The following is a 25,374-nucleotide window of genomic DNA, read 5'->3' as shown; positions in this document are numbered from 1 at the left end:
AGCACAGCGTAGGGGAGCGTCGCATCCGATATTCGTCCGGCGGCCGCGCCCGGATGTCGCTAGCGTGAGGGGACGACGTGCAAGGGAAGGCGAGCAGATGGCTGTGATCTCCAGAGGATTCGGACGGCGCGCGCGGGAGAGCGACCCGAAGCTGCCGCCCGGCCAGTACCTCACCGAGGACTTCCCTGTCCTGTCGGCGGGACCCACCCCCCGCATCGACACGGATCAGTGGGCCTTCCGCATCGTCACCGAGAAGAACCTCGCGACGACCTGGACCTGGGCCGACCTGATGGCGCTGCCCATCGAGACGATCGACACCGACATCCACTGCGTCACACGGTGGTCGAAGCTCGGCACCACCTGGCGTGGGGTGTCGCTCGACACGCTCTTCAAGGACATCGACACCGACTACCAGTTCGCGATGGCGCACAGCTATGGCGGCTACACGACCAACATCCCGCTCGCCGACCTGCTCGGGGGCAAGTCGTGGGTCGCGTTCGAGTTCGACGGCAAGCCACTCGAGCCCGCGCACGGAGGCCCCGCACGTCTGCTCGTGCCGCACCTGTACTTCTGGAAGAGCGCGAAGTGGGTCAATGGCATCACGCTGCAGAAGCGGGACGACCCGGGGTTCTGGGAGCAGAACGGCTACAACCTCCACGGCGACCCGTGGACCGAGGAGCGCTACTGGTGATCGTCGGCGGGTGGATGCCCGCGCGGGTGTCGACGGTGACCGCCTCGACGACGAACGCGCGGATCCTCGAGATCGTCGTGCCGGGCTGGCCCGGCAACCTCCCCGGCCAACACCTCGACATCCGGCTGACCGCCGACGACGGCTACCAGGCCGAACGGTCGTACTCGATCGCCTCGTCGGGTCCCGGCGAGGTGGTGGAGCTCGGAGTCGACGAGGTGCCTGACGGCGAGGTGTCGCCGTATCTCACCCAGGTGATCGAACCGGGCGACGAACTCGAGGTGAAGGGTCCGCTCGGCGGGTACTTCGTCTGGCACGCGGACGACCCGTCGCCGGTGCAACTGATCGCGGGCGGGTCCGGCATCGTGCCGCTGCTCGCGATGGCCAGAGCCAGGGCGAGTGCCCGCGTGAGCACGCCCTTCCGGTTGCTGTACTCGGTGCGCACCCGGGCTGATGCGATGTACGCCGACGAGATCGACGGCCTCGCCGCCCAAGGCATCGAGGTGACGTGGGCGTACACGCGCGAGGCGCCCGCCGGATGGGCGGGAACGACCGGGCGGCTCACCCCGCAAGCGCTGGCGGCGTCGGTGTGGCCGGCAGCCGAGAACCCGCTCACCTTCGTCTGCGGCCCCACCGGGTTCGTCGAGGCGTCCGCCGATGCCCTCGTGGCGGGCGGACAGAACGCGGCGCGCGTGCGCACCGAGAGGTTCGGAGGAGCATGATGCAGATCGTCGACGGCAACGCGATCGCGGGGGAGCTGAGCGGACTCTTCCGAGCAGACCCGACGATGCTCGTGGCGGTGTGCGGGGAGTGCGGCGCGGCCGGGCCGCTCGGCGGCACCATGGTCGAGCGGGACGACTTCGCCGCGATCGTCCGGTGCCGATCCTGCACGCACACCCTCTTCACCGTGCTCGACGAACCGGGCGGGCTCGCCGTCGTCATCGCATCGCTGGCCCGGTTGCAGCAGCCCGCCGGACAGCCGGGCGATGAGCCCGGACGCGACGAGGTCGGTCGATGAGCGCGACCGTCGCCGAACTGTTCGTCGACACTCTGAAACGAGCGGGAGTGCGACGGATCTGGGGTCTCTCGGGCGATTCCCTCAACGGGTTCACCGATGTCCTCCGCCGCACCGACGACATCGAGTGGCTGCACGTGCGGCACGAGGAGGCGGGCGCCTTCGCGGCGGGCGCCGAGGCCGAACTCACGGGCGAGCTCGCGGTCGTCGCGGGCAGTTGCGGACCCGGCAACCTGCACTTCATCAACGGCCTCTTCGACGCCCAGCGCAGCCGCGTGCCGGTGCTCGCGATCGCGTCGCACATCCCGTCGTCCGAGATCGGCAGCGGCTACTTCCAGGAGACCCATCCGCAGGAGCTGTTCCGCGAATGCAGCGTCTACGTCGAGCTCGTGAGCGACCCCGAGCAGCTGCCCTGGGTGCTCGAGATCGCGATGCGCGCCGCCGTGGAGAAGCGCGGCGTGGCCGTAGTGGTCGTGCCGGGCGACGTGTTCTACGAGACCGCGCCCGATCGGCGCCCATCCGCGCCGATCCGCGCCTCGGCGCCCAGCGTCACGCCCAATAGTGAGGAGCTGGAGGCCGCGGCCGACCTGCTGAACGGTGCCAAGAAGGTCACGATCCTCGCCGGTGCGGGTGTGGCCGGCGCCCGCGACGAGGTGCTCGCGCTCGCCGAGCGGCTGCAGGCTCCCATCGTGCACGCTTTCCGCGGCAAGGAGTACATCGAGTACGACAACCCGTACGACGTCGGCATGACCGGGCTGCTCGGCTTCGCCTCCGGCTATCGGGCGATGGAGGCGTGCGACACCCTGCTGATGCTCGGCACCGACTTCCCCTACCGGCAGTTCTACCCCTCCAAGGCGAAGGTCGTGCAGGTCGACAGCCGCGGCGAGCAGCTCGGCCGGCGCACCCCCGTCGACCTCGGTCTCGTCGGCGACGTGCGGTCGACGGCCGCCGCGCTGCTGCCCCTGATCGCGGGCGACCGCTCCGAGAAGCACCTGGCCGACAGTCGCGAGCACTACGCCAAGGCTCGGAAGGATCTCGACGACCTCGCCGACGACGACGGCAAGGCGCCGATCCACCCGCAGTACCTCGCCCGTCTGCTCGACCGCGCCGCCGCCCCCGACGCCGTGTTCACCGCCGACGTCGGCACCCCGGTCATCTGGGCGGCCCGATATCTGAGGATGGGCGGCGGACGGCGCCTCATCGGGTCGTTCACGCACGGCTCGATGGCGAACGCGATGCCGCAGGCTCTCGGGGTTCAGGCCGTCGACCGCGACCGTCAGGTGATCGCCCTGTCGGGCGACGGCGGTCTCGCGATGCTGCTCGGCGACCTGCTCTCCATCGCGCAGAACCGCCTGCCCATCAAGGTGGTCGTCTTCAACAACTCGTCCCTGAACTTCGTCGAGCTGGAGATGAAGGCCGCCGGCATCGTCGACTTCGGCACCGAACTCGTCAACCCCGACTTCGCGAGAGTGGCCGAGTCGGTCGGCATCACCGGCATCCGCGTGGAGGAGCCCGGCGAACTCGAGGACGCGGTGGCCAGACTGCTCGCCACTCCGGGGCCCGCTCTACTCGATGTGGTGGTCGCACGCGAGGAGCTCAGCATCCCGCCCTCGATCACGGCGGCCCAGGCCAAGGGTTTCGCGGTCTACGCGCTGCGGGCCATCATGTCGGGGCGGGGCGACGAACTGCTCGACCTCGCCGACACCAACGTCGTGCGGCGGCTCTTCCACCGCTGACGAGCGCCGACAGCGGCGCCGGCTTCGATACCGGTGCCACGCGAAACGGGAGGACGAAGACCATGGCGAGACCCGGGATCGATACGACGGTGCCGCCGTCGGGCACGGACTGCGTCGAGTGCGACGAGACCGGCTCCTGGTGGCTGCACCTGCGTCGCTGCGCCGAGTGCGGGCACATCGGCTGCTGCGACGACTCGCTCAACACCCACGCGCGTCGTCACGCCGCCGAGACGGGGCACCGCGTGATCCAGAGCTTCGAGCCCGGCGAGGACTGGTTCTGGGACTACGTCGCCGACCGCTACGTCTCGGGGCCGCGACTCGCTCCGCCGGAGAACCACCCCGTCGACCAGCCCACGCCGGGCCCCGCCGGGCGGGTACCCGACGACTGGCAGCGGATCCTCCTCGCCGGACGCTGACCGTCGCTCACCCTTCGGCGGGCGACGGGGCGACGTTGAAGTTGTCGCGGAACACGTTCGACGGGTCGTAGACCGCCTTCAACGCACGCAGTCGGGCGAGGGTCGCGGGCGGGAAGGCGTCGTCGATCCGCTCGGGCCGCTGGTCCGTCTCGAAGCTCAGATACAGCCCCGAGAAGTGCGGACGCATCGCGTCCCACGCCGCGTCGATCCGCTCCCTGTCTGCGCCGAACGCGGCGATGGAGAAGTTCGCCGACCGGCGGCCGTACGCGGTGGCGTCGTCGGGAACGTCGGCGACCGCGCCGCCGAGCGCGCGGATGGACAGGAAGTACACCGCCCCGGTGCGCAGCAGTTCGGCCATCGCCGCGGCGACCTCGGGCGTGATGTGCTCCACCAGTGCCGAGCGCGCGTTGGGTTCGCCCTGACCGTCGTGGTGCCGCTCCTGCGCGTTCGCCATCACGGCCGCATAAGTAGTGACCTGAACCGACTGGTCGAGCAGCGGGGCGACGGGAGCGAGTGGCTGCAGGCGATCGAGAATGACCTCGGGGTCGTCGGAGTCGACCATCGTCATCACCTGTGCGACGGTGGGGCGACCGGGACGCGGCGGCCCCATGATCGCGAAGCTCGTGACGTCGCGCGGCGAGCCTTCGAGCCAGTCACCCCACTGCTGCAGGAAGTCGGCGGTGTCCGTGGCGTCGAAGGCGAGCTGTGCCCAGCCGACGTCTCCCACCTCGTCGACCTCGAACTCGAACGAGGTCACGATGCCGAAGTTCGCCCCTGCGCCTCGCACCGCCCAGAACAGGTCGGGATTCTCGTCGGCGCTCGCGCGGGCGATCGTCCCGTCGGCGAGCACCATCTCGACCGCGCGGACGTGGTCGATGGTCAGGCCGTGCTCGCGCACCAGCCAGCCGATGCCGCCCGCCGTCGCCAGTCCACCGACGCCGACGCCGCCGTAGTCGCCCGAGCTCAACGCCCAGCCGTGCGGGGCAAGCGCCGCGGCGACGTCCATCCATCTCGCGCCGGCACCGACCCGCACGAGTCGGCGGGCTTCGTCGAGGACCTCGACGGACTCGATCGCCGATAGATCGATGACGATGCCGCCGTCGTTCGTCGACCGGCCGGAGATCCCGTGACCGCCGCTGCGGACGGCGAGCGGCACGTTCTGCTCACGGGCGAAGGCCAGCGCATCGACTACCTGACCGGCGTCGGTGACGGGGAGCACGAGTCCCGGGTCGCCACCGCGGAGATAGGTCGAGCGGACTCGGGCGAAGCCGAAGTCGCCGGGCTCGATCGCGGCGCCTGCGAGGGAGGCGGGCAGCGCGTCGTAGTCGATGCCGTCGCGCCGGGCGGCGAGCGCGGCGGCGCTTCGCGACCGTGCAGTGGAGACGCCCCTCTCTCCGCGCTCGTGGGCGACGGCCTCGCGGAGTGCGGGAGCGACCTCCTCCGCGAAGCGCTCGAGGGTCGCAGGGTCGTCCGAGGCGAGGATGAAGGTGCCGAAGCCGTCGTCGACCGCGAGCGGCAGCAGCTGCTCCACCCACTGCTCGGGCGGGCCATCGAGCAGCCCTCCGCGGCGCGGGCCGAAATGGCCCCCGATGTTGAGGAGCCTACGGATCTCGCGGGGGTCCCGGCCGGCATCGATCGCGGCATCGTCGATCGTCCGCGACGCCGCCGCGATGTCCCCGTCCTTCATGTAGGCCAGTGACGGCAGCCATCCGTCGGCCCTCGTGCCGATGAGGCGCAGCATGCGCGGCTTGTACGCGCCGAGCCAGATCGGGATGTCGTGGGCCGGGGCGGGGCCGCGCTTCGCGCCGTCCACGGAGTAGAAGTCCCCGCCGGTGCGCAGCGGCGCCCTGTCGCTGTCCGCCCAGATGCCGCGGATGATGTCGATGGCCTCGCTCAGCGCGGTGACCCCTTCGCCCGGGGTGAGGCGCCGGCCGCCCATCGCCTCGATCGCGTCCCAGAATCCGCCGGCGCCGAGACCGAGCTCGAACCGGCCACCGGAGAGCAGGTCGAGGGTTGCCGCCGATCGGGCGAGAACCGCGGGCTGGCGCAGCGGCAGATTGAGCACGTTGCCCGAGAGGCGGATCCGCTCCGTCGACGCGGCGACCCAGGTGAGCAGCGTCCACGTGTCCGCGAAGCGCGGCTGGTAGGGGTGGTCCTGGAACGTGACGAGGTCGTACCCGAGTCGGTCGCTCAGCTGCGCGAGCGCGACCGGTTGATTCGCGGGGGAGTTGGTGGGGGTGAGGAAGGTTCCGAACTCGAGCGGATGTCCGTAGTCAGGCATGGCACGATACTGGCTCATCCGTCGGCGGACGCCGACCTCGCCGTAAGTGACTTACGATGGGTAAGTGACCAATCCCTGGGAGACGATCGACGACGAGCTGTGCCGACGACTGATCGGCTCGGTGGAGCTCGTCGGGCAGCGCTGGAGCTCCGGCATTCTTCTCGCGTTGGGGCGCGGCGCCACCCGGTTCTCCGAGATCATCGCCTCGGTCGACGGGCTCTCGGATCGCATGTTGGCGCAGCGCCTCAAGGAGCTGACCGCGCGCGGTCTCGTCGTGCGCTCGATCACGCCGAGCACGCCGGTGCAGGTGCGATACCACCTCACCGATCGCGGCCGCGAGCTGCTCTCCTCCCTGCAGCCGCTCGCGGCGTGGAGCGCGCGATGGAATCCCGACGAGGGCGTCGAGGCCGAAGCCGCGCTCTGATCGTGCTGCGCGTCAGCGCGGCGTGTTCACCAGCGGGATGACCTGCTCCGCGAAGCGCTCGAGCTCCTGGAGCATCGGCGAGAACTGCAGCAGCAGCACGTCGACGCCGACGGCTTCGAATTCGCGGATGCGCTCGGCGACCTGTTCGGGGGTTCCGACGAGGTTCGGTCGCAGCCCGCGATTCGAGACCGAGTAGTCGCGCAGACTGACCTCGGTGTCGAGCTGCGACTTCGTCACGAACTGCTGGTACGAGTCGTACGCGGCGCCGCTGCGGACATCGGTGATGCGCTCGAGCTCGGCCTGCGCCTCCTCCTCGGTGTCGCGGACGATCGCGAACGCCGCCATGCCGAAACGGCTGAACGGAGCCTTGCCCGCCTCCTCGCGGCGCCGACGCATGTCCGCGATCTTCGTCGCCAGCTCCTCGACCGTGCCTCCGTGGGTCAGGTAGGCGTCGGCGAAGTCGCTGATGGCCGCGCGGCCCGCCTCGCTCTCGCCGCCGGCGTAGATGAGGGGCTGCACGGCCGGCTTCGGTTCGGAGTAGGTGCCCTCGAGGGTGATGTGGTCACCCGAGTACGAGAACGGGGTCTTCGTCCACAGGCCGCGCAGTGCGGCCACGTACTCGCGAGTCAGCGCGTATCGCCCGTCGTGATGCGCGAAGGGCACGCCGTACTGCCGTGCCTCCTCCTCCCACCAGGCGGAGACGACGTTGAGCGTGAAGCGGCCGCCTGAGATCTCCTGGATGGTGCTCGCCTGCTTCGCCGCGATGGCCGGCGGGTGGAAACTCGGGCGCACGGCCGCCATGATCTCGAGCGTCGAGGTGATCGCGGCGGTCGCGGCGGCGAGGGTCCACGCGTCGAGCGCGGGCCCGTCGGCGCCCTTGATGTCGTTGAGGTTGAGCTCGGGGATGAGGGTGAGGTCGAACCCGCCGCGTTCGGCGGCGGCCGCCACCTCGGCGATGTGGGCGAAGGTCGCCGGAGTGTTCTCGTCCTCGACGTTGCGGAGCCATCCGCCGAAGATGGGGGTCCAGTATCCGAATCTCATGTGCGGTGCGATGTTCTTTCGTGTCTAGGCGCGGACGGCCGCGGTGCGGCTGAGCTCGTCGGCGAGGAATCGGGCGACGGCGGCGGCTCCCGAAGGGCCGCCGTCGTGCTCGACGTCGGGGTTGTAGTTGGTGTTGGTGTTGACGTCGTAGGGCACCACTCGTCCGTCGGCGGTCTCGATGAACTCGATCCCGGCGACCTCGATGCCGTTGTCGCGGAGGAACGCCTCCAATCGGGCGATCAGCGGCGTCTCCGCCGTGATGTCCTCCCGGCGGGTGAACAGCGGCGCCGGAGTCGGCGGATCGATGACGAGGCCTGCGTCGACCGCTCCGGGCACCTCGCAGACGGCGGGCGCGAACCCCTGCTCCGGCACGGCGCAGGCTTCGGCCGGGCACAGTTCGAAGCTGCCCGCCGAGGTGTCGACCCGCACCGCGTACACGAAGCGACCGCCGACGAACTCGGCACGGGTGATGAAGGGCTCCCGCGCCAGCAGGTACTCCTGCAGGAGGGTGATGCCGTCGATCGGCTCCTCGAAATCCGGGCCCGAGACGTACGCGTCGAACTCGTCGTAGCTGTCGAAGCGGCGGACGCCGAGACCCTTGCCGCCCTGATTGTGCTTCGTGATGAACGGGGTGGGCAGCTCGCGCGCACGACGCGACAGGTCGTCGCGGCCGAAGACGGCGATGGTGCGGGGCACGTCGAACCCGGCGGCGGCGAGCGCGAGGTACTGCGAGACCTTGCTCACCTCGAGATCGACGACGCGGCTGCCGTTCACGACCCGGCGGCCGTGCGCCTCGAGCCATCGCAGCGTGGAACGGGCGAAGTCCTTCGCTCCGGCGTGTCCGCGGGTGTGCGACGAAGCGCTGAACCGCGACCAGTAGACGCCGTCGGCGGGCGCGGCGGTCAGGTCGATCGATCCGCCCGTGAGATGGAGCTCGCTGAACGCGACCCCCTCGGCCTCGAGGGCGGCCGCGAGGGGCGGGATCCAGTCGGGGTTCTCGTGCAGGATGTAGACGCGCGGAGCCACGTCGTCGATCGAAGACATGGAATCGATCGTAGGCCGGTCTGCGGCCGCGTTCGGCTCACGTGACGCGCGGCGTCATCAACGTCCGGCGGACGCACCCGCGACAGCACGGGCGAGACCCGCGCCCGCCTCACGCAACCAGGGCAGGGGATCGGCGTAGGCGAGCGCCCCGTCGCCGGCCAGCCGGCTGAGGTCGACCGCGGCGCGGAAGGCGGAGGTGTCGGCGACGATGCTTCCGGCGACGAGGCCGGCCGCGGTGTCGGTGTCCGCCGCGATGCGCAGCACCGTCGACACGGTCTTGCCCTCGGCCGACTGGGTGTCGAAGCGTCCCTCTCCGGTGATGACCAGATCGGCGTCGGCGACCGCCTCGTCGAGACCGATCAGCCGGGCGACCGCCTCGGCGCCGGAGCGCATGCGTGCGCCCCAGACCTGCAGGCCGAAGCCGACTCCGCCGGCCGCACCGGCACCCGGAGCGTCAGTGTCGCCGGGCACACGCGCGGCGAATCGCCGAAGCCCCTCCTCGAGCTGCGTCACCTGGTCGGCGTCCGCGCCCTTCTGCGGTCCGAAGACCGCGGCGCTTCCGCTTGACCCGAGCAGTGGTGAGCGGACATCGGTGAGCACGATGGCGCCGCCCGACGGCAGCGGGCGCAGACGGTCGAGGTCGACTCCGGTGAGAGCGTGCAATCCGGTGTTCCCGCCGGCGATCGGGTCGCCGTGCCGGTCGGTGAGACGGGCGCCGAGCGCGCCGAGCACGCCCGCTCCGCCGTCGGTCGACGCGCTGCCGCCGATCGCCAGCAGCAGGGCCTCGACGCCGTCGTCGAGCGCCGCCGCGATCGCCTGACCGAAACCGCGGCTGTCGGCACCCATCGGATCGAGCTCGAGCATGAGGGGGAGTCCGGAGGTCGCGGCGAGCTCGACGACCCCGGTGCCGTCGGGCAGGCGTACCCAGAACGTGTCGTGCTCCCGGCCGTCCGGCCCGTCGACGGTGACGGGCATCCGCAGGGCATCGGGCACCGCGGCGACGAACGCGTCGAGGGTGCCCTCGCCGCCGTCCGCCATCGGCAGGGGCACGAGGGTGTCGTCCGGATACTCGTCCCGCCAGCCGTCTGCGAGCGCCGAAGCCACCTGCGTGGCGCTCGCGGAGCCCTTGAACGAGTCGGGAGCGATCACGACGCGCACGCGCACCTCATTCCGGCCGTTAGCGGAAAGGACCGACGTCACTGCCGAGCGTAGCGGCGGGCCCTCTGATGGTGCGATGTTTTTCACACGGCGACGTTCCTGGAGCGCGCTGTTCCTAAAGAGCGCTGTCCCTAGAGAGCGACGTTCTCTTCGACCCGCACGTTGTGGTTGCGGCTGAAGAGGTTGTCGGGGTCGTAGCGCCGCTTCGCCCGGCGCAGCCGCGCGAGCGTCTTCGGCGGATACATGAGGGTCGTGACCCCGTCGCCCGGCTCCATCGAGAAGTTCCCGTAGGTCCCGTTCGTGTGCGGTGCGAGTCGGCCCCAACGGGTGTGGACCTCGCGCGCCGCGTCGGCGGGGGCGTCCAGTGGCAGAAAAGCGGCGGAGATGAGCAGCACCTCGGCGCCGCGATACGCGAACGCGGTGTCATCCGGCCCTACCTCGTTGAACGCGCCTCGCAGGAAGCGGATCATCAGAACGGAGGCGCCCAGACCGTCGATCGCCGCCAGGAGGGCGTCGACCGTCGCATCGTCGAAGTCGTCGGCGAACGCGTTGTCGCCGACGATCGTGATCGGGCCCATCGGCGGAGGCTCTTCTTCGAGGATGGACTCGTAACGGGTCGACACGATCTCCTCGGAGAGCAGGCCGGGCAGGCGCCGCAGTCGGCCGATCCACGGGTCGGCGGCCGCAGCGTCGCCGGCATGACAGACATGGATCGCGACCGTCGGGTCGCCGCCGTCGAACGGTGGCAGAGCCATGACCGTGGAGTTGAACTGCACCGGCGCCTCCCGCAGGACGTCGCGCCAGCCCCGCAGCAGCGGCCCGAGATCATCGCGACGGAACGTGAGCGCGCCGAACACGACCCCGGAGAGCGGGTGGGCCTGGAACACGAACGAGGTCACGACACCGAAGTTGCCCCCGCCACCGCGCAGCGCCCAGAAGAGGACCGGATTCTCGGTCTCGCTCGCCGTGACCACCTCGCCGTTCGCGAGTACCACCTCAGCCCCGATGAGGCTGTCGAGGGCGAGGCCGTACTGGCGGACGAGCCAGCCGACGCCACCGCCGAGAGTGAGCCCGCCGACTCCCACGCTCGCGGTGTCGCCGGAGCTGAGCGCGAGGTCTCGCGCTCCGAGCGCCGTCGCGACGTCGCCCCAGGTCGCGCCGCCGCCGATCCGCACCACGTCGTCGTCGTACACGGTGATCGAGGCGAGGCGGCGCAGGTCGATGACCATGCCGTCTGGATTGCGGAAGCCCTTGCCTCCGTGGCCGCCGCTGCGGATCGTGACACCGAGTCCCTCCGATGCGGCGTATCGGACGGCGACCGACACCTCCTCGGCGGACGCGGGGCACACCATCACGCTCGGCTCACCGCTGTAGGCGAAATCGGCCCTGATGCTCTCGAAATCGGGGTCGCCCGCGATGCGGACGCTGTCGGGGAGAAGAGTTCGCAACTCTGCGAGGCTCGGCATGTGGACAGGGTACACAAGCGGTGGGAGCGGCGGAAGGTCGGCAACGGGTCGTATTCTCTGGCTCGTGAACATCGACGAGATCCCCCTCACGACGATCGACGGCAAGCAGACGAACCTCGGCGCGTACGGCGGGGTGAAGCTCATCGTGAACGTGGCATCGCGCTGTGGTCTCGCTCCGCAATACGAGAAGCTCGAGGAGCTGCAGAAGACGTACGGCGAGCGCGGCTTCACCGTGCTCGGCTTCCCGAGCAACCAGTTCCTGCAGGAGCTCGGCAGCGAAGAGGCCATCCAGGAGTACTGCTCGACGACGTGGGGTGTGACCTTCCCGATGTTCGAGAAGGTCCGGGTGAACGGGCGTTCGCAGCATCCGCTCTACACCGAGCTGGTCAAGGTCGAGGACGGCGCGGGCAAGGCGGGGAAGGTGAAGTGGAACTTCGAGAAGTTCCTCATCACCGCCGACGGCGAGATCCACCGCTTCCGTCCGACCGTCGAGCCCGACGCCCCTGAGATCGTCGGGCTGATCGAGGCGTCGCTGGCGCGTTAGCCGTGATCCGGGAGTTCGGTCACGGCGTCGCCCTCTTCCTCCGCGGCTTCCGGATGTGGGCGACTTCGCCGAAGCTGATGCTGCTCGGCGCCGTCCCGGCGTTCATCGTCGGCATCCTGGTGCTGACGGTCTTCGTGGTGATCACGGCGAACCTCGACGCCCTCGCACTGTGGGTCACCCCGTTCGCGGCGGAATGGGACGAGCCGTGGCGTGCGCTCACGCGGCTCGCGGCCGGGATCGCGCTGTTCCTCGTGCTCGTGCTGCTCGCGGTGTCGACGTTCACCGCGCTGACGCTCGCCATCGGCGATCCCTTCTACGAGCGGATCTGGTTGGCGGTGGAAGCGCGGCTCGGCGGCTTCCAGGCGGTCGACGACCTGGGCTTCTGGGCGTCGCTGCGCCGGGGCACCGTCGCAGGACTGCGATTGCTGGTGCCGTCGGTGGCGCTCGGCCTCGCGCTCTTCGCGATCGGTTTCATCCCGGTCGTCGGGGGAGTGGTTGCGCTCGTGCTCGGCGCCCTCATCGGCGGCCGCCTGCTCGCGGTCGAACTGCTCGCGCGTCCCCTCGACGGACGAGGGCTGGACGGTCGCGCGCAGAAGGCGCTGCGCCGTGCGGCCGGAGCCCGGGTGGGAGGCTTCGGAACCAGCGCGTACCTGCTGTTCCTGCTGCCGCTCGGTGCCGTGTTCGCGATGCCCGCCGCCGTCGCGGGGTCCGCGGTGCTCGCTCGAGAACTCGTCGAACAGCGTGGCCTCGACGGTGAGGCGGCGCGCGACGCCTGACCGGATTGTGTAACAATCTGGTCGTGCGCGCCGTCGTCTTCGTCCTCCTCGCCTCGCTGCTGTTCGGAACGACCGGCACTGCTCAGGCCTTCGGACCGGAGGCGAGCGTCTTCTCGATCGGCGCCGCCCGCATCCTGATCGGCGGCGCCGCTCTCGCCGTCGTCGCGTGGACTCTCGCCCGCCGTGCCGGACGCGGCCTCGTCGTCGCGGTCGCACCGCTCACCCGAGCGGGGACCATCGTCACCATCCTCGTCGGTGGTCTCGGCGTCATCGCCTACCAGCCCGCGTTCTTCCTCGGAACCAGCTCCAACGGCGTCGCCACCGGCACCCTCGTCGCGCTCGGCTCGGCACCCGTGCTGACCGGCGGACTCACCTGGCTGCTCGACCGTCGTTTCCCGGGTGCGAGATGGGCGGCGGCCACGATCGTCGCCGCCGCCGGGGTGGCACTGCTCGGCGGTGTGACGGGTGGGAACGGCGGAGGGATCGACCCGGTGGGCTTGGCCGGCTCACTCGGCGCGGGTCTCTCGTACGCCGTCTACACCCTCGCCTCGAAGCGGCTGCTCGACGCCGGATGGACGCCGCCGAGCGCGATGGGCGCCGTGTTCGGCACCGCGGCCGTGTTCGGTCTCGCGGTGCTCCTCACGACGGACACCCGGTGGTTGGCGAGCGCCGACGGGCTGGCGATGGCGGCCTGGTTGGGACTCGGCACGGTGACCGTGGCCTATCTGCTCTTCGGTGCCGGCCTGCGGGTGCTGCCCGCGCCGACCGTGTCGACCCTCACGTTGGCCGAGCCCCTGACGGCGAGCCTGCTCGGCATCCTCGTCCTCGGCGAGAGACTCGCACCGGTCGCGTGGCTCGGCATCGCTGCGATCATCGCCGGCATCCTCATCCTGGTCGTGAGACCCCGGCCCGCTCGCGAGGTGGTGGCCTGATGGGCGGTGAGCGGGCACGCTCGGTCGAGGCGTTGAGTGCTGCGCTCCGCGGCGAGATCCTGTCCGGCGCGCTCGGTGCCGGCGCGCCTCTGCGCGAGGAGCAGATCGCCCTCCGGTTCGGGCTCTCGCGGCACACGGTGCGGGCGGCGCTCGCGCAGCTCGTGTCAGAGCACCTGGCAGTGTCGGAGCCCTTCAAGGGTGTGCGCGTCACCCGCTTCGACGACGACCAGGTCGCCGCGCTCGCCGATCTGCGACGAGCGCTCGAGAGCGAGGCGGTGCGCATCGTCGCCGCACGGAACGGAGGCGGCCGGTGGCCGGATGTCGACGTCGCCCCGATCGAGGCCGCCATCGACGAACTCGACCGCGTCGCGCGAGGGGCGGAGGTCGACTGGTCGGCGGTGGAGTCCGCGCACGCGGCGGTGCATCTGGCGCTGGTGGAGGCGGCGCGCAGCCCACGGCTGACCGAGGCGTATCGGATGCTCGGTGCCGAGGTGGCGCTGCTGCTCCTGCACACCCGGCCGGAGTACGAGCGTCGCCTGCTCGCCGACGAGCATCGGCGGCTGCTCGACGAGGTGCAGGCGCGCGGTGACGCGGCGATCGCGGAGCACATCGCCGAATCGACGGCGATGCTCGTCGGACGCCGCGAGGGCTAGGCGACGAGCGACACCGCGGCGGGCAGCAGGAGCAGGGCCGTTGGCACGACGAGCAGGGCGACGGCCGTCGCGACGACGAGAGCTCGGAGGGTCGCCGGAAGCGGTCCCACTGCGGCGAGTCGGGTGATCCGGGCGACGGACGTCGGACGCAGTCGTTCGGGGTCGTCGGCCGCCGCGAGGGGCCCCTGGCCGCCGGCGTCACCCACCAACGCGATCGCCCGGGCCAGCGACGTGTCCTCGACGTGGGCGCGCGCCCGATCGTCGGCGAGCATCTCGATGAGCAACTCCACCTCGCTCTGAGCGCGATACGCGACCGGGAACCAGGGCAGCGACGCGTGCCAGGCGCGGAACGCCACCAGGACCAGATCATGTCGCTGGGTGAGGTGCGCCCGCTCGTGCTCGGTGACGGCCAACAGCTCGTCGCGCGACAGCAGTGCGACGAGCCCCGCCGAGAACACCGTGACCGAGCCCGACCCGCCGGGCAGGCAGTAGGCGACGGGCAGGGGGGAGTCGAGGATCCGGGTCGCGGGCAGCTCCGGGTCGGGGGTGCCGAGCAGCTCGAGCAGTCGGCGGTGGCGCCGACGGTCGCGCACCGTGCGTCCGATCGTGAGGGCGAGGTTCAGCACCAGGTGCGCACCGAGGAGAGCCGCTCCGACCAGGGCGGCGAGGTGCAGCAGGCCGCCGCGCTGCGCCGCCGTGCCGTCCTGCACCGCCCCGGCGAACTCGAGCAGGCCGTGCACCAGATCGGTGCCGAACGGGAGCAGCCCGTAGGTCAGCAGGGCGCCGATCATCGACAGTCCACCGGCGAGGGCGATCGACTGCCAGAGCAGCAGCGCGAGCGCCGGCGCACGGGCCGGCCAGCGCGCGGCCGACAGCCACAGCGGGATTGGCCACGCGAGCGCCAGCGCGAGCAGCGCGAGGGCGACGGGGGCGATCGGCATTCGTCGAGTCTTCCACCCCCTCACCCCCACGAGCGCGGTGTGTTGCTGCGAGCGCGGGTGTTCAAACAGGCGCGCTCGTTGCAACACACCGCGCTCGCAGGGGAAATCAGGGGTGTCGTTCGATCCAGGCGTTCAGGGTGTCGCGGACGAACCGTGCGCCCTCCGTGCCGCCGTAGTTCGCGGCGAAGCGGTCGTCCGCCGCGTACATGTCGCCGAGACCCCGCAGGTAGTCCTCGTCGAGAGACCCGTCGGCAGCACGCGGAGTGCCCGGGATCGCGCTCAGCCACTCGACCTGGCGCTCGGCGAGCTGCTGCGCCTCATCGCTGTCGGGCGACGTGCCGCTCTCCGCCGCCTCCATCCACGCGCGGGCGAGCGCTTCCGAGGTCGCCCTCCAGTCGGCGCGGTCGTTGTCGCTCATGCCGCGCCACCACGCGTCGCTCGTCGCATAGGCGTCGGCGCCCCACCGCTGCTCGACCTCGTCCTTATACCGCGTGTGGTCGAAGCCGTCGAACATCTTCTCTGCCACGACTCGTCCACCTCCTTCCTCGATTCCTATGGTGTGTTCGACCGCCGCGATGCGCCGCGCCAGCCGGTCCTGCTCCTGCCGCAACCACCCGAGATGGGTGCGCAATGCCGCCGCGGTGTCCGGTTCGCCGGCGAGTGCGTCGCGGATGGCGTCGATCCCGAGTCCGAGGCTGCGCAGCAGCAGGATGCGTTGGAGTCGGACGAGTGCGTGGGCGTCGTAATAGCGATAGCCGTTCGCGCCGACCCGGCTCGGTTCGAGCAGCCCCTCCGCCTGGTAGTGGCGCAGCGTCCTGCTGGTCGTCCCGGTAAGCCGCGCGACCTCGCTGATCGCCCACTCATCCCTCGTCTCCAGCGTCATGCCACCGACGCTACGGCTTGACGCTGCGTCAATGTCAAGGGGTGGGTGTTCCGGTCATCGAGTAGGTGCGCCAGCGCAGTATCGAGAGCGTGGGCTGCGGTCTTGATGCGCTTCGCTTACTCGACCCGTCTCGGTACGCTCCTTCGTCGCTACTCGACTACCGGTGAAAGTGGCCCGCCCGTTGAGCGAAGCGATACGAGGGGCGGCTGGTCGCTGAGGAGGCCGTTCACGGCCGTCGCGATGCGACACGAGTTGGTTGGTGTGCTCGAAGTTCGGGCGGATGCGGAGTTCCTCGCATCGCGACGGCCCTGGCGGGCCCCCTCAGCGAGCAGAGGGCGAAGTTCGGCGCGGGGGACTCGGTGCGCTCCGCTACTCGACAACCGAGGTCAGGAGGGGGTGTCGAGGAGGCGGCGGAGGGCCTCGGCCTCGGCGGGGGAGACCTGCCCGACGAAGCGGGCGAGCACCGCGGTGCGGTCGTCAGCGCCGCCGAGCACTTCGTGCATCAGCTCGGCCATGTGGTCCTCACGCGACGCGACCGCCGCGTACCGGTGCGGGCGTTCAGTGCGCTCGCGGCGCACGAAGCCCTTCTTCTCCAGTCGGGACAGCACCGTCAGCACGGTGGTCGCCGCGTGCGGCTTCGCGGAGGTGTCGGCGAGCGCGGCCTGGATGTCGTAGGCCGACAGCGGCGACTCCGAGTTCCAGAGCGCGTCCATCACCGAGCGCTCGAGATCACCGAGAGTTGGCACCGTTCGTCCCTTCCGCGCCGTGGCTGATCCTCCGATAGTAACCCGACGAGCGACGCCTTTCTACGTCACGTAGAACGGCGCGTCGCCGTTCGCCCACGGCGTCGAAGCGAAGTTGCTCGTCGCCGCCGTCGCCGCTGTTGACGCGGGCCGAACCAGTGTCATACTCATCTCACGAGCAATTTCTACAGCGTGTAGAAATATCTCGACATCGAGAGAACAAGAGGGCACTTCAGGTGGATCCCGTCGAAATCGCACGTTGGCAGTTCGGCATCACGACCGTCTACCACTTCTGGATGGTTCCGCTCACGCTGGGCCTCGGCCCCCTCGTCGCCTACTTCCAGACCAGGTGGGTGCGCTCGGGCGACACCAAGTGGCTGAAGCTCACCAAGTTCTGGGGCAAGCTCTACCTGATCAACTTCATCATGGGCGTCGCGACCGGCCTCGTGCAGGAGTTCCAGTTCGGCATGGCGTGGAGCGAGTACTCCCGCTTCGTCGGCGACGTCTTCGGCGCCCCGCTCGCGATGGAGGGACTGCTCGCCTTCTTCTTCGAGTCCACCTTCCTCGGCGTCTGGATCTTCGGCTGGGACCGCCTGAACAAGAAGGTGCACCTCGCCGCCCTGTATCTCGCGGTGATCGGCTCGATCTTCTCCGCGTACTTCATCATCGTCGCGAACTCGTGGATGCAGCATCCCGTCGGGGTCGAGCTCGTCGACGGCAGGCCGGTGATGACCGACATCTGGGCGGTGCTGTTCAACAACACCGCGCTCGTCGCCTACCCGCACGTCCTCACCGGCTCGATCGCGGTCGGCGCCATGTTCCTCGTCGGCATCTCCTGGTACCAGCTATGGCGCCGGCGCAAGGACGGGATCGACACGGTCGACGCCAAGGGCTACGTCGTCGTCGGCGAGAACGCCGCCATCCCGGGACGCGACAAGGCCGACCACGGCGTCTGGATCAAGGCCCTCCGCGTCGGCGCGGTCGTCGGCATCGTCGCGTTCGCGGGCGTCGCCGTCACCGGCGACCTGCAGGGCAAGCTCATGTACGAGCAGCAGCCGATGAAGATGGCCGCCGCCGAGGCCGCCTGTCACACCGGCACCGACTTCTCGGTGCTCTCGGTCGGCGCGCTCGGCACCAACGACTGCGACCAGGTCGAGACGCTCATCTCCGTGCCCGGAATGCTGTCCTTCCTGGCGCACAGCGACTTCGACACCGAGCTCCCCGGCGTCGTCGACCTGGTGCCCCAGTACCAGGAGGCCTACGGCACGAATCTGCCGGACGACCCCATGTACGGAGACCGCGCCAGCGCCGAGATCAACTACGTGCCGCTGATGGAGGTCACCTACTGGGGCTTCCGCATCATGATCGGGTTCGGCGGCCTCGCCGCGTTCGCCTCCGCCGTCGCGCTGTGGCTGACCCGCAAGGGCACGGTGCCGAGCTCGAAGTGGCTCATGCGCCTCGCGATCCTCGGCATCTTCGCCCCGTTCGTCGCGAATTCGGCCGGATGGGTCTTCACCGAGATGGGCCGGCAGCCGTTCGTCGTCGCACCCAACCCGACCGGGGTCGACGGGGTGTTCATGTTCACCGCCGCCGCGGTGTCGCCCGGAGTCTCGTGGGGCGAGATGCTCTTCTCCCTGATCGCGCTCACCCTCGTCTACGGCGCCCTGATGGTCGTCGAGGTGAAGCTCATCGTGAAGTACGTCCGAGGAGGCGTCGTTTCGGCGATGCCGGAGCTCGCGCACGAGAACGACGACGACGAGTCCGACGGCGGCGGGGTCGACCATGGCGGCCGCAAGGACGACGTGCTCGCCTTCGCGTACTGACAAGACCGATCGCAGAAGAAGGAGAAGACCGTGGACGTCCTGCCCACCATCTGGTTCGTCGCCATCGCCCTGCTCTGGGTCGGCTACCTCATCCTCGAAGGCTTCGACCTCGGCGTCGGGATGCACCTGCTGTTCAGTTCGAAGTCCGACCGTGAGCGTCGTCTGATGCTCAACACGATCGGCCCGGTCTGGGACGGCAATCAGGTGTGGCTCATCACCGCCGGTGCCGCGACTTTCGCCGCGTTCCCGCTCTGGTACGCCTCGCTGTTCTCGGCGCTGTACCTGCCGCTCGTGTTCGTGCTGCTCGGGCTCATCTTCCGCGCGGTCGCCATCGAATACCGGGGCAAGGGCAGCACCGACCGCTGGCGTCGCTGGTGGGACCGCGCCCTCGGCTTCGGCTCGCTGGTCGCGGCCTTCGGGGTGGGTGCCGCGCTCGCGGTGAGCACACTCGGGCTGCCGCTGAATGAGAACGGGGACCGTGAAGGCGGTGCCTTCGCGTGGCTGAGCTGGCCGGCGGTGCTCGGCGGTCTCGCCGTCGTCGGGTTCGCGCTCGTGCAGGGCGCCGCGTATCTCGCGCTCAAGACCGACGGCGACGTGCGCCACCGCATGCGCCGTTTCGTGACCCACCGGGCCCCGATCGCCCTGCTGCCCATCGTCGCGTGGGTGCTCGTCGTCCAATTCCTTTACGGCGATCTCCTCTCCTGGATGCTGGTGGTGGTCGCGGTCGTCGCCGTCCTGCTGTCGTGGCTGTTCGCGCGCGCGGGCCGTGAAGGCCGCTCCTTCGCGGCGATGTCGGTCTTCCTCGGCGCCGGCGCCGGCGCCCTGTTCTCGGCGGTGTACCCGGTGGTGCTGCCGTCGACGCTCGATCCGGCGTGGAACCTCACGATCTCGAACGCGTCGAGCGGCGACTACACGCTCACCGTGATGACCGTCGTCACGGCGATCGGGCTTCCCCTGGTGCTCGCGTACCAGGCGTGGAGCATCCGGGTCTTCAGCAAGCGCCTCTCCGAGGACCACATCCCGTCAGCCCACGAGATCATCCCCGCGGTACTCCGCGCCGGCGGCGGAAAAAGCGAGGATGCTGCAGGAGTGTCGGGGCGGTGAGATCACCCTTCGCAGCGGGGTTCGGTCCCGGAGGCGCGCGCACGCTGTACGTCCTCGGGCTGCTCGCCGCCGTCAAGGCGGCCGGCCTGCTCGGCATCGCCGAAGCGCTGGCTCGGGGCATCTCCTCGCTGTTCGACGGGTCGGACTCGTGGCGCGACGCCTTGCTGTTGGGCTTCGCCGCGGTCGTCGCCCGCGCGGCCGCGGCGTGGCTCACCCAGTGGTATGCGACGAGGGCGTCGCTCGGCGCGAAGGAGACGCTCCGTGCGCAACTCACGGAACGGATGCTCGAGGGCTCCGACCTCCGCGTGGGCGAGGCGACGACGCTCGCGACCCGTGGGCTCGACGATCTCGACCCCTATTACCGCACGGTGCTGCCGACGGCGATCGGCGCCGCGGTCATCCCGCTCGCCGTCGGCGCGCGCATCCTTTCCGCCGACTGGCTGAGCGCGCTGATCGTCGTGCTCACCGTTCCGCTGATCCCGGTATTCATGATCCTCATCGGGCAGTACACGCGTGACCGTGTCGATGCCGCCGCCGGTGCGCTGAGCCGGCTCGCCGACCACCTCGTCGAACTGGCCCGCGGACTGCCGGTGCTCGTCGGGCTCGGCCGCGTCGACGAGCAGTCGGCCGCCCTGCACCGGATCTCGGAGCAGTACCGGGTGCGCACGCTCGCGACGCTGCGGACGGCGTTCCTGTCGTCGCTCGCCCTCGAACTGATCGCCACCATCTCGGTCGCGGTCGTCGCCGTGACGGTCGGCATCCGTCTCGTGAACGGCGACATGGACCTCGGAACCGGTCTCCTCGTGCTGATCCTCGCACCCGAGTGCTACACCCCGCTGCGTGAGGTGGGCGTCGCGTTCCACGCCTCGCAGGACGGCGTCGCCGCCCTCGACCGGGTGCGAGCCGCGCTCGACCGGGCCCGCCCCCGCCGCGTGCTCGACCGCGCGAGGTCGATCGCCGGCGCGATCGAGGTGGACCGGCTGCACGTCGTGTACGCGGGGCGCGAGGACGCCGCCGTCGACCGGCTCTCCTTCGATGTGTCGCACGGGGAACGGGTGGCGCTCGTCGGTCGCAGCGGAGCCGGCAAGTCGACGGTGCTGCGCGTGCTCGCCGGACGCCTCGACACCGGCGACGGCGTCTCCGTCGACGGCACCGTCGTGACCACGGGGAGCGTCGCCTGGCTCCCGCAGCATCCGTCGACCGTCGGCGAGACGGTCGAGGAGGAACTGCGCCTCTACACGGGAGACGGGGGAGCGGCCCGCCGCGACGAACTCGTCGACGCGCTGGGCCTCGCCGCTCTGCTCCGGCGCGAGCCCGCAGAGCTGAGCCCCGGCGAGCTGCGCCGTGTCGCCTTCGCGCGTGCCCTGCTGCGCGTCGAGGACGGCGCGACGGTGCTGCTGCTCGACGAACCGACCGCCCACCTCGACTCGCGCACGGCGCGCATCGTGGAGCGGCTCATCGCCGAGCTCGGCGCCGTCACCGTCGTCCTCGTCTCGCACGATCCCCGCGTCGTGGCGCTCGCCGACCGCGTCATCACGGTCGATGGGTCCGATATCCACGGGTCCGGGGCCGACGTCGTTGCCTCCGCACCGACGGACGAGGCCGTTTCGGCCGGATTCGCGGCACCTGCCCCGGCGGCGGCGACCGATTCGCCGCTGGGGACGGCCGCGGTGCTGCGGCTGCTCGCCGCCCTGTTCCGTCCTGTCGCCGGTCGGCTCGCCGCGGCCGTCGCGCTCGGCGCACTCGCGGCGATGAGCGCCGCCGCGCTCACCGCGGTCTCCGGCTGGCTGATCGTGCGCGCCGCGGAGCAGCCCGCGATCATGTACCTGCTCGTCGCCATCGTCGGCGTGCGCTTCTTCGGCATCGCCCGATCGGTGCTGCGCTACAGCGAGCGACTGGTCACCCACGACGCCGTGTTCGGGTCGGTGACGACCCTGCGCGACCGACTGTGGTCGGCGATCGCCGCGCGCGGAACCGCCTCGCCCGCGCTGCGCCGCGGCGGCACCGCCCTCGATCTGCTGGTGGTCACCGCCGATCAGGTGCGCGATCTCGCCCCTCGCGTGCTGCTCCCGCCGTTCGTCGCTCTCGCGACCGGCGTCGCCTCCCTCATCGCGGTCGCTCTCCTGCATCCGGCGGTGCTCGCGCCGATGGCCGCCGTCGTCGCCGTCTGCCTCCTCATCGCACCCGCGATCGCCCTCGCCGCCGACCGGCGTGCCAGCGCCGACGAACGCGCGCTCCGGGCGCGCGCCGCCCGGCGGCTCGCCTCGACGCTGACCGCCGCCGACGATCTGTCCGCGAACGCAGTCGCGGACCGGGTCCGTGAGGGGCTCGCCGCCCTCGACGCGGAGGCCGGGCGGGAGGCCCGTCGCAGCTCGTGGGCGCTCGGGCTCGGGAACGCGCTCACCGTCGCGGCCCTCGGCGGCGCCGCCGTCGCGATGATCGCGCTCGCGGCTCCCGCCGTGGTCGCCGGCACTCTGCCCGTCGAGGTGGTCGGGGTGCTCGCCCTGCTTCCGCTCGGACTCATCGACCCGATGCTCGCCGCCGTCGAAGCGGTCCAGCAGTGGCCCGCCCTCGCCGGCGGCCTCCGCCGACTGGGACCCGTGCTCGAGCCGGTCGATCGTCGCGACGACGGCGCACTTCCCGCCGCGCCCTCGGTCGGCACGGTGACGCTCGACGAGCTCTCGGCACGCTGGCCGGGCGCCGACGCTCCGGCGTTCGCGGGTGTCACCGCGACGGCGGCTCGCGGCGAGTGGCTCGCGGTCTCCGGCCCGTCGGGCAGCGGCAAGACGACGCTGCTCTCGGTCCTGTTGCGCTACCTCGACCCCGCGGCGGGGCGGTACTCGCTCGACGACCGCGACGCCCTCTCCTTCGCCGACGCATCGGTGCGCGAACGCCTGGCATGGTGCCCGCAGGAGGCGCACCTGTTCTCGTCGACGATCCGTGGCAATCTGCTGCTCGCCCGCCCGTCCGATGACAGGCCCGACGAGGCCGAGCTGCACGAAGTGCTGTCGCGGGTCGGACTCGGGCCGCTCGTCGAGGGGATGTCGGACGGGCTCGACACCCTGGTCGGCGACGCCGGTGCCAACCTCTCGGGCGGCGAGCGGCAGCGTCTGGCCGTCGCTCGAGCGTTGCTCAGCCGTGCCGACGTCGTCCTGCTCGACGAGCCCACTGCGCACCTCGACGCGCCGACCGCGGCGCAGCTCATGGGCGATCTCCGGGAGGCCCTCGCCGATCGTGCGGTCGTGCTCGTCAGTCACCGCCCGGACGACTTCCGACTCGGTGACCGGCTCCTCGACCTCTCCACGGCGAGCGAGAGCGTGCCCGCCAGCCGCTAGCTGGACACCGCCTTCGTCACGAGCTCGACGACCCGGCGCTCTTCGTCGGGTCCCAACGCGAGCACCGCGAACTCCTTGGCCCACATGCCGCCGTCGTCGAGGTTCGCGGCGCTCTGGAAGCCGAGGGTCGCGTACCGGTCCTTGAACTTGCCCGCGTTCTTGACGAAGCAGATGGTGGTGCCCGCCTTCGCATACGCGGGCATCCCGTACCAGGTGGTCGCCTGCAGCTCGGGAGAGGCCTCCAGGATGAGCTTGTGCAGGCGCTGCACGATCGGGCGGTCCTCGTCCGACATCTTCGCGATCGCGTCGAGGCAGGCCTGCAACGCGGCGGCACCTTCGGCCGCCGCCTTCTGCTCCTTCGCGTACGCCTTCATGGCCGCGCGCTCCTCTGCGCTGAGCCCGACCCTCTTCTCCGCCATGAGATGTCCTTCCGTCGGGCCGAGCCTATTCACCCGCACTGGTCCGGGTGAAGCGCTGGTCTCACCCGGCAGCAGCCCGCCACGCGCCGTCCCATCCGCGACCGATCGGGTACCGTACCGAGAGTCCCGGGAGCGCGGGACGGAGGAGTCCCATGAGCACCGCCACCCGATCGCGTCACGACGTCGTCGACGCTCTCCACTCCGTGATCCCCGCCGCGCGCGTGGTGGTCGACGACTCCGAGCTCGCGCGGTACAGCCACGACGACGCCGAGTGGGCGCCGTTCGTCGCTCCGATCGCGGTGGTGCGCCCCGAAACCCTCGAGGAGGTCGCGGCGGTGGTGCGCCGCGCCGCGGAGCTGGGCATCCGCATCGTGCCGCGCGGCGCGGGCACCGGGCTCTCGGGTGGAGCGAACGCGGTGGAGGACAGCATCGTGCTCACGCTCGAGCGCATGGCCGCCGTGCTCGAGGTGAACACGGCCGAACGCTTCGTCCGCGCCCAGGCGGGTGTTCTCAACGACGCCCTCCGCGCCGCGGTCGCCGAGCACGGGCTGTGGTACCCGCCCGACCCGGCCAGCTCCGCCATCTCGACGATCGGCGGCAACGCGGCCACCAACGCGGGCGGCATCTGCTGCGTGAAGTACGGCGTCACCCGCGACTACGTGCTCGGCATGACCGTCGTCCTCGCCGACGGCTCCGTCGTCCGCCTCGGCCGCAGCACCGCGAAAGGGGTTGTCGGATACGACCTCACCCACCTGCTCGTCGGCTCCGAGGGCACCCTCGGCATCATCGTCGAGCTGACCCTGAAGCTGCTGCCCCTCGCCGGGCGCGAGGAGCGCGCGGTCGTCGGATCGTTCCCCTCCCTCACCGCGGCGGGCGATGCGGTGGCCGCGATCTCGGCGGCCGGCATCATCCCGTCGGCGCTCGAGATCATCGACCGCACCTGCCTGCGCGCGGTCGACGACTGGCAGGGCCTCGGCCTGCCGCACGAGGTCGACACGATGCTGCTCGCGAAGGTGGACGAGCCCGGCGTCGTGGGCGACGCCGCCGCGGCCCGCGTGGCCGAACTCATGGCGGCGGCCGGAGCGGTCTCCACCGAGACCGCCGCCGACCGCGACGAGGTCGCGCGGCTGTTCCTCGCCCGCCGGCTCGCGTACCCGGCGCTCGAACGCCTCGGACCCGTGCTCACCGAAGACATCTGCGTGCCGCGCGCCGCCGTTCCCGAGATGCTCGCACGAATCCAGCAGGCGGCGGAGGACAACGACGTGACGATCGCGAACATCGCGCACGCCGGCGACGGCAACCTGCACCCGCTGATCATCGCGCCCGAGGGCGACGACGCCGCGAAGGATCGGGCGAAGCGCGCCTTCGACCGCATCGTCGACGACTGCCTCGCGCTCGGCGGCACCGTCACGGGCGAGCACGGAGTCGGTCTGCTGAAGCTGCCGGGCGCCGGCGCCGAACTCGGCGAGCGGGTGCTCGAGCTGCACCGCTCGATCAAGGACGCGCTCGACCCGCGCGGCATCCTCAACCCGGGCAAGGCGTTCCCCGCCTGACGCACGGCCCTTCCGCCGGTGCGGTCTTCGCGGCTACGGTTCGGGCATGACGACGAGGACACCGGTCGAGACCGTACTGGCACAGGCGGACGCGTATCGGCGGCAGGACGCGGCGCTCGCGTGGGAGCTCCTCGACGAGAGCCTGACGTTCACCTCGCCGCAGGACGACCACCTCGACCGCGACGGGTTCATGGCGGTGTGCTTTCCCACCGCCGACCGCTTCTCCGAGCAGGAGATGGTCCGGTCGCTCGAGATCGAGCCGGGCGTGGTGCTGCTCGAGTACATCGCCCGACCGCCGGACGGGCCCGCGTTCAGCAACGTCGAGATCTCCAGGGTGCGGGAGGGCAGGATCGTCGAGATCCGGGTCTACTTCGGGGGTCCGGTCGCGGGGTGACGAGC

The 25,374-nt window shown here is 70.8% G+C and carries 24 protein-coding genes; 15 read left to right on the top strand and 9 right to left on the bottom strand.

Features of this window, described 5'->3' with window-relative positions:
• Positions 1–97 precede the first annotated feature (97 nt).
• From NGH83_RS09610 to NGH83_RS09590, 5 genes are all read left to right on the top strand, one after another.
• Positions 98–691 carry a sulfite oxidase-like oxidoreductase gene (locus tag NGH83_RS09610; RefSeq protein ID WP_251856040.1) on the top strand — a complete coding sequence of 198 codons (594 nt, stop codon included), beginning with the start codon at positions 98–100 and terminating at the stop codon, positions 689–691.
• Entirely contained in the window at positions 688–1,410 is a 723-nt protein-coding gene (locus NGH83_RS09605) for an FAD-binding oxidoreductase (protein WP_251856039.1), read from the top strand. Before NGH83_RS09610 ends, NGH83_RS09605 begins: the two co-directional genes overlap by 4 nt.
• A complete protein-coding gene (locus NGH83_RS09600; RefSeq protein WP_251856038.1) occupies positions 1,407–1,706 on the top strand; it encodes a DUF6510 family protein in 300 nt (99 codons plus the stop codon). Before NGH83_RS09605 ends, NGH83_RS09600 begins: the two co-directional genes overlap by 4 nt.
• Positions 1,703–3,439 (top strand): ubiquinone-dependent pyruvate dehydrogenase, encoded by a 1,737-nt coding sequence (gene poxB / locus NGH83_RS09595; protein ID WP_251856037.1) that lies wholly within the window; start codon positions 1,703–1,705, stop codon positions 3,437–3,439. Before NGH83_RS09600 ends, poxB begins: the two co-directional genes overlap by 4 nt.
• Positions 3,440–3,501: 62 nt before the next feature.
• Positions 3,502–3,855 carry a UBP-type zinc finger domain-containing protein gene (locus NGH83_RS09590; RefSeq protein WP_251856036.1) on the top strand — a complete coding sequence of 118 codons (354 nt, stop codon included), beginning with the start codon at positions 3,502–3,504 and terminating at the stop codon, positions 3,853–3,855.
• A gap of 7 nt (positions 3,856–3,862) precedes the next feature.
• Here the strand turns inward: NGH83_RS09590 and NGH83_RS09585 are convergent, their stop codons facing one another.
• The gene (locus tag NGH83_RS09585; RefSeq protein WP_251856035.1) at positions 3,863–6,136 is read right to left on the bottom strand and encodes an LLM class flavin-dependent oxidoreductase; all 2,274 of its coding nucleotides are present in this window, start codon (positions 6,134–6,136) and stop codon (positions 3,863–3,865) included.
• Positions 6,137–6,200: 64 nt separating this feature from the next.
• On the opposite strand from NGH83_RS09585, the gene NGH83_RS09580 reads away from it, so the two are divergent.
• Positions 6,201–6,560 (top strand): helix-turn-helix domain-containing protein, encoded by a 360-nt coding sequence (locus tag NGH83_RS09580; protein ID WP_251856034.1) that lies wholly within the window; start codon positions 6,201–6,203, stop codon positions 6,558–6,560.
• 12 nt (positions 6,561–6,572) lie between these two features.
• On the opposite strand, the gene NGH83_RS09575 is transcribed toward NGH83_RS09580, so the two are convergent.
• The 4 genes from NGH83_RS09575 to NGH83_RS09560 form a co-directional block, all read right to left on the bottom strand.
• Positions 6,573–7,601 carry an LLM class flavin-dependent oxidoreductase gene (locus NGH83_RS09575; RefSeq protein WP_251856033.1) on the bottom strand — a complete coding sequence of 343 codons (1,029 nt, stop codon included), beginning with the start codon at positions 7,599–7,601 and terminating at the stop codon, positions 6,573–6,575.
• 24 nt (positions 7,602–7,625) lie between these two features.
• Positions 7,626–8,645, bottom strand: coding sequence for a RimK family alpha-L-glutamate ligase (locus NGH83_RS09570; RefSeq protein WP_251856032.1), 1,020 nt, complete (start codon positions 8,643–8,645; stop codon positions 7,626–7,628).
• Positions 8,646–8,702: 57 nt separating this feature from the next.
• Positions 8,703–9,803, bottom strand: coding sequence for a glycerate kinase (locus tag NGH83_RS09565; protein WP_251856031.1), 1,101 nt, complete (start codon positions 9,801–9,803; stop codon positions 8,703–8,705).
• Positions 9,804–9,934: 131 nt separating this feature from the next.
• Positions 9,935–11,269 (bottom strand): FAD-binding oxidoreductase, encoded by a 1,335-nt coding sequence (locus NGH83_RS09560; RefSeq protein WP_251856030.1) that lies wholly within the window; start codon positions 11,267–11,269, stop codon positions 9,935–9,937.
• 64 nt (positions 11,270–11,333) lie between these two features.
• Between NGH83_RS09560 and NGH83_RS09555 the strand changes: the two genes are divergently transcribed.
• From NGH83_RS09555 to NGH83_RS09540, 4 genes are read left to right on the top strand one after another with little or no spacing between them, the layout of a single operon-like run.
• Entirely contained in the window at positions 11,334–11,813 is a 480-nt protein-coding gene (locus NGH83_RS09555; RefSeq protein WP_251856029.1) for a glutathione peroxidase, read from the top strand.
• 2 nt (positions 11,814–11,815) lie between these two features.
• Positions 11,816–12,589, top strand: a complete 774-nt coding sequence (locus tag NGH83_RS09550) for an EI24 domain-containing protein (RefSeq protein ID WP_251856028.1) — start codon at positions 11,816–11,818, stop codon at positions 12,587–12,589.
• 23 nt (positions 12,590–12,612) lie between these two features.
• Positions 12,613–13,521: a DMT family transporter gene (locus tag NGH83_RS09545; protein ID WP_251856027.1), complete on the top strand. Its 909-nt coding sequence runs from the start codon at positions 12,613–12,615 to the stop codon at positions 13,519–13,521.
• Positions 13,521–14,174, top strand: a complete 654-nt coding sequence (locus NGH83_RS09540) for a GntR family transcriptional regulator (protein ID WP_251856026.1) — start codon at positions 13,521–13,523, stop codon at positions 14,172–14,174. Before NGH83_RS09545 ends, NGH83_RS09540 begins: the two co-directional genes overlap by 1 nt.
• Here NGH83_RS09540 and NGH83_RS09535 read toward each other — a convergent pair.
• The 3 genes from NGH83_RS09535 to NGH83_RS09525 form a co-directional block, all read right to left on the bottom strand.
• A complete protein-coding gene (locus NGH83_RS09535; protein ID WP_251856025.1) occupies positions 14,171–15,115 on the bottom strand; it encodes a M56 family metallopeptidase in 945 nt (314 codons plus the stop codon). The two genes, NGH83_RS09540 and NGH83_RS09535, sit on opposite strands and share 4 nt — an antisense overlap.
• 106 nt (positions 15,116–15,221) lie before the next feature.
• Positions 15,222–15,998, bottom strand: coding sequence for a MerR family transcriptional regulator (locus NGH83_RS09530; RefSeq protein WP_251856024.1), 777 nt, complete (start codon positions 15,996–15,998; stop codon positions 15,222–15,224).
• A gap of 386 nt (positions 15,999–16,384) precedes the next feature.
• Positions 16,385–16,744, bottom strand: coding sequence for a BlaI/MecI/CopY family transcriptional regulator (locus NGH83_RS09525; protein WP_251856023.1), 360 nt, complete (start codon positions 16,742–16,744; stop codon positions 16,385–16,387).
• A 233-nt stretch (positions 16,745–16,977) separates the two neighbouring features.
• Here NGH83_RS09525 and NGH83_RS09520 point away from each other — a divergent pair, with 233 nt between their 5' ends.
• From NGH83_RS09520 to cydD, 3 genes are read left to right on the top strand one after another with little or no spacing between them, the layout of a single operon-like run.
• A complete protein-coding gene (locus NGH83_RS09520; RefSeq protein ID WP_251856022.1) occupies positions 16,978–18,564 on the top strand; it encodes a cytochrome ubiquinol oxidase subunit I in 1,587 nt (528 codons plus the stop codon).
• 30 nt (positions 18,565–18,594) lie between these two features.
• Entirely contained in the window at positions 18,595–19,668 is a 1,074-nt protein-coding gene (cydB, locus tag NGH83_RS09515; protein ID WP_251856021.1) for a cytochrome d ubiquinol oxidase subunit II, read from the top strand.
• Positions 19,665–23,003 carry a thiol reductant ABC exporter subunit CydD gene (gene cydD, locus NGH83_RS09510; RefSeq protein ID WP_251856020.1) on the top strand — a complete coding sequence of 1,113 codons (3,339 nt, stop codon included), beginning with the start codon at positions 19,665–19,667 and terminating at the stop codon, positions 23,001–23,003. The genes cydB and cydD overlap by 4 nt, the downstream gene beginning before the upstream one ends.
• Here cydD and NGH83_RS09505 read toward each other — a convergent pair.
• Positions 23,000–23,422, bottom strand: a complete 423-nt coding sequence (locus tag NGH83_RS09505) for a DUF1801 domain-containing protein (protein ID WP_251856019.1) — start codon at positions 23,420–23,422, stop codon at positions 23,000–23,002. The genes cydD and NGH83_RS09505 overlap by 4 nt on opposite strands.
• Before the next feature lie 152 nt (positions 23,423–23,574).
• On the opposite strand from NGH83_RS09505, the gene NGH83_RS09500 reads away from it, so the two are divergent.
• Together NGH83_RS09500 and NGH83_RS09495 are read left to right on the top strand one after the other, a co-directional pair.
• Entirely contained in the window at positions 23,575–24,975 is a 1,401-nt protein-coding gene (locus NGH83_RS09500) for an FAD-binding oxidoreductase (RefSeq protein WP_251856018.1), read from the top strand.
• Positions 24,976–25,021: 46 nt separating this feature from the next.
• Complete coding sequence (locus NGH83_RS09495; protein ID WP_251856017.1) at positions 25,022–25,369, top strand: nuclear transport factor 2 family protein; 348 nt, start codon at positions 25,022–25,024, stop codon at positions 25,367–25,369.
• The last annotated feature ends 5 nt before the right edge of the window (positions 25,370–25,374 follow it).

Source organism: Herbiconiux sp. L3-i23 (assembly GCF_023734115.1).
GTDB lineage: Bacteria > Actinomycetota > Actinomycetes > Actinomycetales > Microbacteriaceae > Naasia.
This window is presented reverse-complemented; position numbering and strand designations above follow the sequence as displayed.